This window comes from Microbacterium istanbulense (assembly GCF_037204145.1).
Taxonomy (GTDB): domain Bacteria; phylum Actinomycetota; class Actinomycetes; order Actinomycetales; family Microbacteriaceae; genus Microbacterium; species Microbacterium istanbulense.
The window spans coordinates 46,717-59,181 of record NZ_JBBDGN010000013.1; the positions used below are offsets into that span (position 1 = coordinate 46,717).

Genomic DNA, 12,465 nt, shown 5'->3' on the forward strand with positions numbered 1-12,465 from the left:
TCAGCGTTCCTTGCGCGGGATGTACCGCGGAATCCACCGGATGAAGCCGGCGGCGCCGAGCAGCCCGATCGCGCCCATCACCGCCGCCGCCACTGGCAGCGAGACGGCCGCGGTGAGCCCCGAGACGATCAGCGGCGCGGCGGCGCCGCCCGTGTCGGTCAACGTGCGCCACGAACCGAGGAACGTTGCCGGCTCGCGCTGCGGCGCCAGGTCGGCGCCGAGGGTGAGCAGGATGCCGCTGGAGAGCCCGTTGCCGACACCGAGCACGACCGCCAGCATGCCGAACCACATCGTCGCGGCATCCAGGTCATGCGTGAGTGACAGTGCAAGGAACCCGGCTCCCATCAACACCATCGCCGGCATCGCCGCCCACAGGCGCCCGAAGCGGTCCATCACCTGCCCGCTGGCGTAGAACAGGGCGAAGTCGATGGCGCCGGAGACGCCGACGACGATAGCGATGGTCTCGGCATCCAGCCCGAGTGAGACACCCCACAGCGGCAGCACCACCTGCCGCGCCGAACGGACGGCGGAGAGGGATGCCGCAGACAGGCCGATCCGCGAGAGCACGCCCCGGTACTCCCACATCGTGCGGAACACCCCGCCGCCCCCGACCGTCGGGATCGCCCCCGACACCGGCTCGCCGGAGTCATCGGCGACTGCCGCCGTGTTGGGCTTCGTGATCGGGGGGATGTACCGCTCGGGGTCGGGCCCGACCAAGACCAGCACCACCAGCACGGCCAGGCAGCCGAGCAGGAACCAGATCGCGGCGGACTCCGTGCCGAACAGCCCGATCAGCGCCGCCGCGACGAACGGACCGATGAACATGCCCAGCCGAAAGCTCCCGCCGAGCAGCGACAGCGCCCGCGCGCGGAACCGCGGCGGAACGCGCGTCGTCATGAACGCGTGCCGGGCGAGGCCGAAGGCGGCCGCGCAGAACCCGAGCAGGAACACCGCGGCAGCGAAGAGGGGCAGCGACGGCGCCAGGAGCATCCCGACCGCGGCGAGCATCGCCACCAGACCGGCCGCGACCATCGTGTATCGCTCGCCGATCTTCGCCACCGCCCACCCGGCAGGGAGATTGCCGACCAACTGGCCGACGACCAGCGCGGCGGCGACCAGGGCGGCGGATGCCACGTCGGCTCCGAGACGCGTCGCGAGCACCGGGATCAGCGGGATCACCGCGCCCTCGCCGAGCGAGAACAGCACCGTCGGCACGTAGACCATCGGTCCGAATCGCTTCAGAACAGTCACGGCGCTGGTGCTCACACCCCCACGCTACTCGCACGGATCCCACGAACCGCCGCTACGGCGCGCGCCTTCGCGGTAGGCTGAAGCGCCATGCTTGAACTCGATCTCTCCGCCGACATCCAGGCCCTGCGACAGACTTTCGGCGACATCCGCGAGGTCGTCGACGTCGACTCACTGCGCGCCGACATCACCCGTCTCAGCGACGAGGCCGGCGCGCCCGACCTCTGGGACGACCCCGACGCTGCCCAGAAGGTCACCAGCGCGCTCAGCCACAAACAGGCCGAACTCAAGCGCGTCACCGAGGTCGAGCAGCGGCTCGACGACCTTGAGGTGCTCGTCGGACTTGCCAACGAGATGGAAGACGAGGACTCCGCCACCGAGGCGCGCAGCGAACTCGCCGCCCTCACCGACACCATCAACCAGCTCGAGGTGCAGACGCTCCTAGACGGCGAGTACGACGACCGTTCCGCGATCATCACGATCCGTTCCGGTGCCGGCGGCGACGACGCCACCGACTTCGCCGAGATGCTCATGCGCATGTACCTGCGGTGGGCCGAGCAGCACAAGTACCCGGTCAAGGTGATGGACACCTCGTACGCCGAAGGCGCGGGCATCAAGTCGGCCACCTTCGAGATCGTCGCGCCGTACGCGTTCGGCACGCTGTCCGTCGAGGCCGGCACCCACCGCCTCGCGCGGATCAGCCCCTTCGGCTCTGCCGACAAGCGTCAGACCTCATTCGCGGCCGTCGAGGTCATCCCGCTGATGGAAGAGGCCACCGAGGTCGACATTCCCGAGGGTGACATCCGCGTCGACGTCTTCCGTTCCTCCGGCCCTGGCGGCCAGTCGGTCAACACCACCGACTCCGCCGTGCGCATCACCCACCTGCCCAGCGGCATCGTCGTGTCGATGCAGAACGAGAAGTCGCAGATCCAGAACCGCGCCGCCGCCATGCGCGTGCTGCAGACCCGCCTGCTGCTGCTGCAGAAGGAAGAGGAAGCGGCGAAGAAGAAGGAGCTCGCGGGCAACATCACCGCCAGCTGGGGCGACCAGATGCGCTCGTACTTCCTCTACGGCCAGCAGCTCGTCAAGGACCTCCGCACCGGCTACGAGTCCGGCAACCCCGCGTCGGTGTTCGACGGCGACCTCGACGGCTTCATCTCGGCCGGCATCCGCTGGCGCAAGCGCAAGGACGAGGACTGATCCTCACCCCTGACATGCAGAACGGCCCCGGGAGCGATCCCGGGGCCGTTCTGCATTCGTCATCGCTCAGAACAGGCACGTCTCGAACGAGTTCGCGAACTTCTCCGTGAACTCCGTCGCGGCCTCGATGTCGCTGTACAGGGCGTCGGGGCCCTCCGCGATGATGGCCAGCTTGTCGTCTGGGATGTCCGAATCGACGAAGAACTGTGCGGTGCAGGTGAGCTGTTCCTGGCTGTAGGTGTCTCCGGCGCCGCTGTCTTCGAGGATCGCCGCCAGACCTTCCTCCACCTCGGCCACGCTCGGGCGGTCGCCCGACGGCGCGGCATCGGTCGGCCCGTCGCTCGGGGTGTCAGACGGAGCGTCAGACGGCGCGTCACTCGAGCTCGACGTCGGTCCCGTCGTGCTGTCGCTGAGCTGCTGCACGGCACCCACGGTGAAGATGACGAACATCACGATGCCGATGATCGTGCCCACGACGCTGAGGCTGAGCCCCGCGATCGACGGCCACTTGGCGTTGCCCTTGAGGAACAGGCCCACGATCGACATGACGAAGGCGACGAACAGCAGGAAGAATCCGAAGATCGACACGAGCGGCGGGAAGAACGCCAGGATCGTGCCGACCACAGCCAGCCCGAGCGCGATGAAGCCCACCAGCGGCGTCTTCTTCTCGGCCGGCGTCGTGGACGGCATCCCGGCGAGTCCGGGATAGACCGCCGTCTGTGCCGCGGGGGACTGCGCCGTAGGTGGCGTATACGGCGCGTACTGCTCGGTCTGCGCGTCGGGCGTCGACTGCTCGGGTGCCGCGGGAACGGCGGGCTGCTGCTCAGGCGCGAAGTGTTCGGTCCACTGCGTGCCGTCCCACCAGCGCTGGCGCCCCGATCCGTCGTCGTACCAGCCTGCGGGCGTGCTCATCTGTTGTGCTCCTGTGGGTTGAAGGTCTGTGGCGGCAGGGCGCTCAGCCGGCGCACTCGACGATCGCGTCGCGTGTCACTTCGGACACGTGCTGCGCTTCTTCGACGGGGCTGTAGATGTCTTCCCCGCCGGCGATCGTGGTGAGTGTCTCGTCGCTGAGATCCGAGTCATACATGTACTGGCCGATGCATCCGGCGATCGCCGGGTCGTCATAGTCCGAGATGCCGTTGGCCTCCATGACGATGAGGAAGCCCTCGGTGATCTCGTCGGCGCTGGGACGGGATGCGACGGGCTGTTCAGACGGCTCGTCGGACGGCGCCTCGCTGCTGATGTCGGGTTCGGTCGTCGGGGAGCTGTCGATGGTCGAGGCGACGCTGGCGACGAGGACGATCGTGCCCACGATGGCGCCGATCGCGGCGCCGACGACGCTGAGCGCAAGACCCGTGATCGCGGGCCACTTGGCTGTGTCCTTGATGAACAGCCCGACGATGCCGAGCACGAAGGCCACGAACAGCAGGAAGAAGCCGATGAACCAGACGAACGGAGGGATGCACGCGAGGATCGTTCCCACCACCGCGACGCCCAGTGCGATGAAGCCGATGATCGGTGCCTTCTTCGGCGCCGCCGGGGTCTTACCGCCGTAGGCCGCGCCGTACGGCGGTGCGGACGGTGCGGCACCATACGGCGGCGTGGGCTGAGCGGCGCCGTACGGCTGCGGGGGCTGCTGCTGCGGTGCGCCGGGGTAGCCGGCTGCGGGCGCGACGTAGGGCGGGTACTGCTGCACCTGCTGCGGAGCCGGATCGGACGGGGCTGGTTCGGACGGGGCCGGGTAAGAGGGCGGTGCAGGGGGAGCCGGCGGCGCGGGCTCGGCGGCCAGCTCGGGTTCCGGTGCCTGCGGCGCAGTGGGTGTTTCCGGCGCGGCCGGTGCCGATTCGGACGCCAGCTCGGGTTCCGGGGCAACGGGCGCTACGGGAGTGGGGGCCTCTGCGGGAGAGGGATCGACCTGTTCGCGGATCACCGTGGCATCCACGTCGACCTCTTCTGCAGCGGGGGCTTCTGAGGCGGCGGGAGCAGCCGGAGCGAAGTGCTCGGTCCACTGCGCGCCATCCCACCAGCGCAACCGTCCGGATCCGTCGTCGTACCATCCAGCGGGAACGCTCATGGCCCCCTCCTCACGTCATTCGTCGCTGTGCGCGACCCCCACCGGCACGATTGCGCCTAGAACGTGTATAGCAGGCGGATGTGACAGGCGCAGGGCCAGGAGTCCCCGTGGATCCGCCGGGGGAGTGTCGCTGAGAGCGCACCGGGTGCGCGCGCATAGGCTGGAGCGGCCATGATTCGGTTCGAGAACGTCACCAAACGCTATCGCGGCACCAAACGCCCCGCCCTCGCCGGCGTCGACTTCGAGGTCGACCGGGGGGATTTCGTCTTCCTCGTCGGTGCCTCCGGGTCTGGGAAGTCGACGTGCCTGCGCCTCATCCTCCGCGAGGACATCCCCACCGCCGGTCGCGTCGCCGTGCTCGGTCGTGATCTGCGCTCGCTGGCCAACCGCAAGGTGCCCTACTTCCGTCGCCAGATCGGCTCGGTGTTCCAGGACTTCCGCCTGCTGCCGTCCAAGACGGTCTACCAGAACGTGGCGTTCTCGCTGCAGGTGATCGGCTCCTCTCGCGGGTTCATCCAGCAGGCGGTCCCCGAGGCCCTCGCGCTGGTGGGCTTGGAGGGCAAAGGCAAGCGGATGCCGCATGAGCTGTCCGGCGGAGAGCAGCAGCGTGTCGCCATCGCCCGCGCCATCGTGAACCGCCCCAAGATCCTCCTCGCCGACGAGCCGACGGGAAACCTCGACCCGGCCACGTCGGTCGACATCATGCAGCTGCTCGCTCGCATCAATGCGGGCGGGACGACGGTCGTGATGGCCACGCACGAGGCCGGCTTCGTCGATCAGATGCAGCGTCGCGTGATCGAGCTCAGCGACGGCGAGATGGTGCGCGATGAGGTCGGCGGTGGATACGGCGACACGTCCAGCATCCCGCGCCTCACGCCGGAGGCGGTCCGCGGAGCCGCGGCGGCCGCCGCGCTCACCGCCGTGCAGGATGTGCAGCGCGAGACAGCATCCGTCCCCCGCATCGCCGTGACCGACGACGGGCCGGTCGCGCTCAGCGAACCGACGCAGAGCGAGGCGGCACCGGCAGAACCATCGACCGCAGAGCCTGCGACGACGGAACCCGCGACCATCGAGCCTCAGCGCCCGACCGAGCACGAGGATCCGGTCACCGCACCGCAGGAGGCAGACGCCCCGAGGCCGCGCACGCACCCCATCGTGTTGCCCGACGTGCAGGTCGCAGAACTCGGCGTCGCCGATCGCCTCGGCCTCACCGAGTCCGACGACGAGGAAGTGGGACCCACCTCATGAACGTCGGACTGATTCTCGCCGAGGCCGTCGCCGGCCTGCGACGCAACATCTCCATGGTCGTCTCCGTCGTGTTGGTGACCTTCGTCTCGCTGACCTTCGTCGGCGCCGCCATCCTCATGCAGGCGCAGATCAGCACCATGCGGGCCTTCTGGGGCGACCGTGCGGTCGTCACCGTCTACATGTGCTCGCCGCTGTCCGAATCCGACAGCTGCGTCGCAGGCGCGGCCAACCAGGAACAGCTCGACGCCGTGGCCGCAGCCCTGGAGGGTGAGGCTCTGAGCCCGCTGATCAGCGAGGTCGTCTTCGAATCCAAACAGGATGCCTACGACGCGATGATCGCGCAGATCGGTGAATCTGAGGCCAGCGTGCTCACGGTCGACCAGATGGCCGAGGCCTACCGGGTCACCCTGAAAGACCCGGCCCAGTCGAACGTCATCTACGAGGCGTTCTCCGGGCAGGCCGGCGTCGACGAGGTCGTCGACCAGAAGCAGTACCTCGACCCCCTGTTCTCGGCGCTCACCGTCGCCACCTACCTGGCCGTGGGTATCGCCGCGCTCATGTTGGTAGCGGCAGTATTGCTGATCGCGACGACGATCCGGCTCTCCGCCTACGCCAGAAGAAAAGAGATCGGCATCATGCGTCTCGTGGGCGCATCGAACAGGTCGATCCAGGCGCCGTTCGTGCTCGAGGGCGTGTTCGCGGCGTTCATCGGCTCGCTCCTCGCCATCGCCGCCGTGCTCGCCGGACTGCACTTCGGTGTCGAGGGCTATCTCGCCGACCGCGTGCCGTTCCTGCGTCCCCTCGTCGGCATGGAGACCGCCGTCTACCTCGTCCCCGCGCTCATCGGGCTCGGCATCGTGCTCGCGGCGTTCTCGGCGGGCTTCGCGATCCGGCGCTGGCTGCGCACCTGACCACCGCCGCCCAGACGACGCTCCCGGTATAGACTGGCGGGCTGGTCCACCGAGCACAGGAGAAAGACATGCCCAGGGAACGCGGGGAGAAGGTCATCGCGACCAATCGTCGTGCCCGTCACGACTACAACCTCGAGAAGTCCTACGAAGCAGGGCTCGTGCTCACCGGCACCGAGGTCAAGTCGCTGCGCCAGGGGCGTGCCAACCTCTCCGATGGGTACGCCTTCATCAAGGGCGGCGAGGCGTTCCTCGACTCGGTGCACATCCCCGAGTACTCGCAGGGCCACTGGACCAACCACTCCGCCAAGCGCGTTCGCAAGCTGCTGCTGCACCGTGACGAGATCCACAAGCTCGAGCACGCCGTCTCGGCCGGCGGCTACACGCTCATCCCGCTGCGCCTGTACTTCTCTGACGGTCGCGCCAAGGTCGAGATCGCTCTGGCCAAGGGCAAGCGCGAGTACGACAAGCGGCAGACCCTGCGCGAGCGTCAGGACTCCCGCGAGGCCGAGCGGGCCATGCGGTTGCGCAACCGCATGGGCGACTGACCTCAGTCGGCCGGCTCGAAGCCGAACGCCTCGCCGAGAAAACGCAGTTCCGCGCGTGCCGCGGCCTCGATGGTCTCGGCGCGACGGAATCCGTGGCCCTCGCCGGGGAACAGCACGTACTCGTGCGCGATGCCGCGCGCCGCGAGCGCATCACGAATCGCCTCCGACTGTGAGGGCGGCACCACCAGGTCGTCCTCGCCCTGCAGCAGCAGCACCGGAACGTCGATCTGGTCGGCGTGCGTGAGCGGTGAGCGCTCGATGTAGACGGCCTCGGCCTCGGGCAGCGGTCCGACGAGCCCGGTCAGATAGTGCTTCTCGAAGTCATGCGTGTCCGCTGCGAGCATGCGCAGATCGGTGACGCCATAACGGCTGATGCCCGCCGCGAATGCCCCGCCGCGCACGAGCGCACTGAGTACCGTCCAGCCGCCTGCCGAACCGCCGCGGATCGCGATCCGCTCGGCATCCGCCGCACCGGACGCCGCGAGGCCCTGGGCTGCGGCGATCACATCGTCGACGTCGACCACGCCCCACGCGCCGTCCAGGCGCTCCCGGTACCCCCGCCCGTAGCCCGTGGAGCCGCCGTAGTTCACATCGAGTACGCCGATGCCGCGACTGGTCCAGAAGGCGTAGGCGGTGGATGCCGTACCAGCGACGTGCGCGGTCGGACCGCCGTGCACCATCACGATGTACGGCGGACGTTCGCCCTCCGGTGCTGTCTCGTTCGGATTCAGCGGCGCGTAGTCGAATGCGTGCACGGGACCGTGCGGCCCGTCGAAGGTCACCGCACGAGCGAGGGGAAACCAGTCGCTGTCGACGGGAGCGCCACCGGTCACCGTGACCACAGTGCCGTCGGCGACGTCCACGCACCACAGGCCCTTCTCGACGGTCGCCCCCGCTCCGGAGATCAGCACCCAGGTGCCCGACACATCGTCGATGCTCGCCTCGCCCGTGATCGGCAGATCCAGCGCGTGCACGGTCGGCTCGGCGGCGTGGATGTCATCGATCAGCACGAGCTCATCGGTGCCATTCGTGCGCACGGCGACCACCCGGCCGTCGTCGAGGGTGCCGTACCAGCGGTTGCCGAGCACCCACAGGCCGCCACCGGTGTCGGCATCGGCGGGGGCGATGGGCGCGGCGTCAGCATCGACGCGCGCCGGCGCGCGGTGCAGGTTCCACCGTCCACTCGGGTTGTCGAGGTAGAGCAGCTCGTCAGCGCCGACCCACGTCGGCTGCAGCGCGGCCTGCCCGCCGAGATCCGTCGGTGAGCCATCCGCCTCCGCCACGACCAGGCGCGCACCCTCCCACGGCATGTGCTCCTGCGACCAGGTGACGAACGCGACGCGTGCGCCGTCCGGCGAGAGCGCGGGATGCGCGAAGAAGTCCGGGCCGGCGGCCACCACGCGCACCGCCGACTCGTCGGTGGCCGCCGAACCGTCGACCGGGATCTCGACGATGGCCCGCTCGTGCGGCACGTCGCGCAGATCCTCGCGCACCGCGAACAGGCGCCCCTGCTGCAGGGACAGTCCGCCGAACTGCGCACCGGACGAGGTGAGCGGATGCGGCACGCCACCGCGCGGCATCCGGTGCACCCGCCGGTCGGCGACATCGACGAAGTACAGCGTGCCGTCGGCATCCGCCGTCCATGCCCCGCCGCCGTACTCGTGCACGCGCGAGCGGGCACCCCACGGCGCGGGCAGGATCTCCTGCCCGGTGGAGCTGCGCACGGTGACCCGCCCGCCCTCTGACGGAACGCTCTCGCCCCACCAGATCTCGCTCCCGACGATGCGAGCGCCCTCGATGCGCGGCGCGGAACGAGAGAGGTCGGCGGGCGTGAACGGCGAGCTCCAAGAGCCGAACGGAGAGGTCATGCTCCGAGCCTAACCAGGCCGTTGCCGACACACGACGTCACACAGTGTGCGCGGCCTTCTTGCCCTGTTCTAGCGTGCTGACATGCCCGATCGATGTCTGCGTGTGAGGAGGACCCGGTGACCCGCGTGCCCTTCTCCTTCGAGCTGTACCCCCCGCGCAGCTCGGCCACAGACGACGCCCTGCACGAGACCATCCGGTACCTCGCCGCGGCCGGGCCCGATTTCCTCTCCGTCACCTACGGGGCAGGCGGATCGACCGGCGGACGCTCGCTCGAGGTGCTCCGGCACATCCGCGCGACCACCGATGTCGAGCCGCTCGCGCACCTCACCTGTGTCGGCAACACCTACATCGACGCGGCACGGCTCATCCGGGAGTTCCTGGATGCCGGCATCCTCAGTTTCCTCGCCCTTCGCGGCGACCCGCCCGCGAACCGGCCCGAGGGCGAGCCCTTCCTCGGAGACCTCGAGAGCGCCGCGCAGCTCGTGCAGCTGATCGACCGGGTGCAGGCCGAACGCGCGCCCTATGAGGAGTCGCCCGTGCCCGGCGTCCCCGGCGCGGTGCGCGTCGCGCCCCGTCGTCACGTGAACATCGCCGTCGCCGCCTTCCCCAACGGGCATCCGCGCTCGGCGTACAGCAGCCAGCACGTCGAGGCGCTGCTGGCGAAGCAGGCCGCGGGAGCGACGTTCGCCATCACGCAGCTCTTCTTCCACGCCGACCACTACCTCGCCTTCGTCGAGCGGGCACGTCGTGCCGGCGTGACCATTCCGATTCTGCCCGGCATCATGCCGATCACCTCGCCCGCCCGGCTCGCGCGTGTGCTCGAGCTCACCGGCGAAGAGCTGCCCGGTGAGCTGCAGATCGCGCTCGAGATCGAACCGACCGCCGAAGGGCGCCGCCGCATCGGCGTCGAGTGGTCGGCGCGGCTGGCCCGCGAGGTGGTCGACGGTGGCGCCCCCGGCGTGCACCTGTACGCCTTCAACCAACACGAGACCGTTCTCGACGTCCTCGCCGAAGCCGAGATCATCCCCGCCCTGCAGTACTCGAAAGGAACACCATGACCGCTTTCCCCGCCGGCACCATCCTCGGCTACCCCAGGATCGGCCGCCGCCGCGAACTCAAGAAGGCCGTCGAGGCGTTCTGGGCCGGACGTACCGACGAGGCTCAGCTCGAGCAGACCGCAGCAGAGCTGCGTGCCGTCACTCGTGACCGCCTCGCTGCGCTCGGTCTCGGTCGCGACGACTCGTCGATTCCCGAGTCGTTCTCCTACTACGACCAGGTGCTCGACGCCGCCGTCACCGTCGGCGCCATCCCGGCGCGCTTCGAAGACCTGCGCGATGAGGACGGCACGATCGGCCTGCCCGCGTACTTCACGATCGCGCGCGGTGAGGGCGACCGCGCGCCGCTGGAGATGACGAAGTGGTTCGACTCGAACTACCACTACCTCGTGCCGGAGATCGGCCCGGACACGACGTTCTCGCTCTCGAGCGACCGTCTCGTGCGCGAGGTCGCCGAGGCGGCAGAGGCCGGGTTCCGCACCCGTCCGGTCGTCGTCGGCCCCGTCACCCTCCTGGCTCTCGCGAAGGCCGCCGACGGCGCCCCCGAGGGCTTCGACCCGCTCTCCCGACTGGACGACGTGCTTCCGGTGTACGTCGAGCTACTCGCCCGCCTGCGCGCTGCCGGTGCCGAGTGGGTGCAGATCGACGAGCCGGCTCTGGTGAGCGAGTCGCTGCCCGCCTCCGTCGCCCAGCTGTCGGATGCCGCGCAGCGCGCACTCGCCGTGCTCGGCGGTGCCGCCGACCGCCCGTCGATCTTCGTCGCGGCGCCGTACGCATCTCTCGACAGCGTCTTCCCGGTGCTCGCCGCCGCGCCGGTCGAGGCGATCGGCGTCGACCTCGTCCGTGGCACGGTGCCCGCCGCCGCAGACGGCCTCGCCGGCAAGACCCTCGTGGGCGGTGTGATCGACGGACACAACATCTGGCGCGGCGATCTCGCCGGTGCGCTGGACACCCTCGAGCAGCTGCGCGGGCTCGGGGCGGCCGCCGTCGCAGCCTCCACCTCGACCTCGCTGCTGCACGTGCCGCACGACGTGACCGATGAGACCAAGCTCGACGAGCGCCTGGTGTCGTGGCTGGCCTTCGCCGACCAGAAGGTCGGTCAGGTCGTCACGCTCGCCCGTGGACTCGCCGAGGGCCGCGACGCCGTGGCCACCGAGCTCGACGCCGCCTCTGCTGCCCTCGCCGATCGTCACAGCGCGCCCGGCGTGCGTGACGGTGCCGTCCGGGCACGGGAGCTGGTCGAGGCCGACTTCGCGCGCGACACCTACGAGGCCCGCGAGGCGGCGCAGGTCGCGCTGGGCCTGCCGGCTCTGCCGCTGACGACGATCGGCTCGTTCCCGCAGACAGGTGACATCCGCCGCGCTCGCGCACAGTTCACCCGTGGAGAGCTCTCGCAGGAGGACTACGAGGACTTCCTGCGCGCCGAGATCGACCGCGTGATCACCCTGCAGGAAGACCTCGGCCTGGACGTGCTCGTGCACGGCGAGCCGGAGCGCAACGACATGGTGCAGTACTTCGCCGAGAACCTCGACGGCTTCGCGGTGACCGAGAACGGCTGGGTGCAGTCGTACGGCTCCCGCGCCACGCGGCCCTCGATCCTGTGGGGCGACGTGTCGCGTCCGGCCCCCATCACGGTCGACTGGGCGGCGTACGCGCAGTCGCTGAGCGCCAAGCACGTCAAGGGCATGCTCACCGGCCCGGTCACGATCCTTGCCTGGTCGTTCGTGCGCGACGACCAGCCGCTGGGCGAAACCGCCAACCAGGTCGCGCTGGCCCTGCGCGACGAGATCGCCGACCTCGAGGCGGCGGGCATCCAGATCATCCAGGTCGACGAGCCGGCGCTGCGCGAGCTGCTGCCACTGAAGCAGGCCGACCAGCCCGCGTACCTCGACTGGTCGGTGCGCTCGTTCCGTCTCGCCACGGGCGGCGCGGCGTCGGCCACGCAGGTGCACACCCACCTGTGCTACTCGGAGTTCGGTGTCGTGATCGACGCGATCCGCGGCCTGGATGCCGATGTCACCTCGATCGAGGCCGCGCGCAGCCGCATGGAGGTCGTCGCCGACATCGCCGCTGCCGGCGGTTTCGACCACGGCATCGGTCCCGGTGTCTACGACATCCACTCGCCGCGCGTGCCGAGCACCGCCGAGGTCGAGTCGCTGCTGCGTCGCGCCGTCGAGGAGCTGCCCCTGCGCCAGGTGTGGGTCAACCCGGACTGCGGTCTGAAGACCCGCGGCTACGACGAGACCGTCGCGTCGCTGGCGAACATCGTCGAGGCGACCCGTCGCGTGCGTGAGGACATCACCGTTTCAGCCTGA

The 12,465-nt window shown here is 69.6% G+C and carries 10 protein-coding genes; 6 read left to right on the top strand and 4 right to left on the bottom strand.

Features of this window, described 5'->3' with window-relative positions:
• Positions 1 to 1,224 (bottom strand): MFS transporter, encoded by a 1,224-nt coding sequence (locus WDU93_RS12595; protein ID WP_337321239.1) that lies wholly within the window; start codon positions 1,222 to 1,224, stop codon positions 1 to 3.
• A 114-nt stretch (positions 1,225 to 1,338) separates the two neighbouring features.
• Here WDU93_RS12595 and prfB point away from each other — a divergent pair, with 114 nt between their 5' ends.
• A complete protein-coding gene (gene prfB, locus WDU93_RS12600; protein WP_337321161.1) occupies positions 1,339 to 2,448 on the top strand; it encodes a peptide chain release factor 2 in 1,110 nt (369 codons plus the stop codon).
• A gap of 66 nt (positions 2,449 to 2,514) precedes the next feature.
• Here prfB and WDU93_RS12605 read toward each other — a convergent pair whose 3' ends face one another.
• Both WDU93_RS12605 and WDU93_RS12610 read right to left on the bottom strand, forming a co-directional pair.
• Positions 2,515 to 3,360, bottom strand: coding sequence for a DUF2510 domain-containing protein (locus WDU93_RS12605; RefSeq protein WP_337321163.1), 846 nt, complete (start codon positions 3,358 to 3,360; stop codon positions 2,515 to 2,517).
• Positions 3,361 to 3,403: 43 nt separating this feature from the next.
• Positions 3,404 to 4,522, bottom strand: coding sequence for a DUF2510 domain-containing protein (locus tag WDU93_RS12610; RefSeq protein WP_337321165.1), 1,119 nt, complete (start codon positions 4,520 to 4,522; stop codon positions 3,404 to 3,406).
• A 171-nt stretch (positions 4,523 to 4,693) separates the two neighbouring features.
• On the opposite strand from WDU93_RS12610, the gene ftsE reads away from it, so the two are divergent.
• The 3 genes from ftsE to smpB all read left to right on the top strand — a co-directional run bounded on the left by ftsE (position 4,694) and on the right by smpB (position 7,226).
• Positions 4,694 to 5,770: a cell division ATP-binding protein FtsE gene (gene ftsE / locus WDU93_RS12615; RefSeq protein WP_337321167.1), complete on the top strand. Its 1,077-nt coding sequence runs from the start codon at positions 4,694 to 4,696 to the stop codon at positions 5,768 to 5,770.
• Positions 5,767 to 6,681, top strand: a complete 915-nt coding sequence (gene ftsX / locus WDU93_RS12620) for a permease-like cell division protein FtsX (protein ID WP_337321169.1) — start codon at positions 5,767 to 5,769, stop codon at positions 6,679 to 6,681. The genes ftsE and ftsX overlap by 4 nt, the downstream gene beginning before the upstream one ends.
• Before the next feature lie 68 nt (positions 6,682 to 6,749).
• Positions 6,750 to 7,226 (top strand): SsrA-binding protein SmpB, encoded by a 477-nt coding sequence (smpB, locus tag WDU93_RS12625; RefSeq protein WP_337321171.1) that lies wholly within the window; start codon positions 6,750 to 6,752, stop codon positions 7,224 to 7,226.
• Positions 7,227 to 7,228: 2 nt separating this feature from the next.
• On the opposite strand, the gene WDU93_RS12630 is transcribed toward smpB, so the two are convergent.
• The gene (locus WDU93_RS12630) at positions 7,229 to 9,094 is read right to left on the bottom strand and encodes an alpha/beta hydrolase family protein (protein ID WP_337321173.1); all 1,866 of its coding nucleotides are present in this window, start codon (positions 9,092 to 9,094) and stop codon (positions 7,229 to 7,231) included.
• Positions 9,095 to 9,211: 117 nt separating this feature from the next.
• Between WDU93_RS12630 and WDU93_RS12635 the strand changes: the two genes are divergently transcribed.
• Complete coding sequence (locus WDU93_RS12635; protein ID WP_337321176.1) at positions 9,212 to 10,153, top strand: methylenetetrahydrofolate reductase; 942 nt, start codon at positions 9,212 to 9,214, stop codon at positions 10,151 to 10,153.
• Entirely contained in the window at positions 10,150 to 12,465 is a 2,316-nt protein-coding gene (gene metE, locus WDU93_RS12640) for a 5-methyltetrahydropteroyltriglutamate--homocysteine S-methyltransferase (RefSeq protein WP_337321178.1), read from the top strand. The genes WDU93_RS12635 and metE overlap by 4 nt, the downstream gene beginning before the upstream one ends.

What these genes read in the sequence shown, in the direction of transcription:
- WDU93_RS12595 (WP_337321239.1), bottom strand. Translation starts at nt 1,224, where the DNA reads ATGGTCTACGTGCCGACGGTGCTGTTCTCGCTCGGCGAGGGCGCGGTG.
- prfB (WP_337321161.1), top strand. Translation starts at nt 1,339, where the DNA reads ATGCTTGAACTCGATCTCTCCGCCGACATCCAGGCCCTGCGACAGACT.
- WDU93_RS12605 (WP_337321163.1), bottom strand. Translation starts at nt 3,360, where the DNA reads ATGAGCACGCCCGCAGGCTGGTACGACGACGGATCGGGGCGCCAGCGC.
- WDU93_RS12610 (WP_337321165.1), bottom strand. Translation starts at nt 4,522, where the DNA reads ATGAGCGTTCCCGCTGGATGGTACGACGACGGATCCGGACGGTTGCGC.
- ftsE (WP_337321167.1), top strand. Translation starts at nt 4,694, where the DNA reads ATGATTCGGTTCGAGAACGTCACCAAACGCTATCGCGGCACCAAACGC.
- ftsX (WP_337321169.1), top strand. Translation starts at nt 5,767, where the DNA reads ATGAACGTCGGACTGATTCTCGCCGAGGCCGTCGCCGGCCTGCGACGC.
- smpB (WP_337321171.1), top strand. Translation starts at nt 6,750, where the DNA reads ATGCCCAGGGAACGCGGGGAGAAGGTCATCGCGACCAATCGTCGTGCC.
- WDU93_RS12630 (WP_337321173.1), bottom strand. Translation starts at nt 9,094, where the DNA reads ATGACCTCTCCGTTCGGCTCTTGGAGCTCGCCGTTCACGCCCGCCGAC.
- metE (WP_337321178.1), top strand. Translation starts at nt 10,150, where the DNA reads ATGACCGCTTTCCCCGCCGGCACCATCCTCGGCTACCCCAGGATCGGC.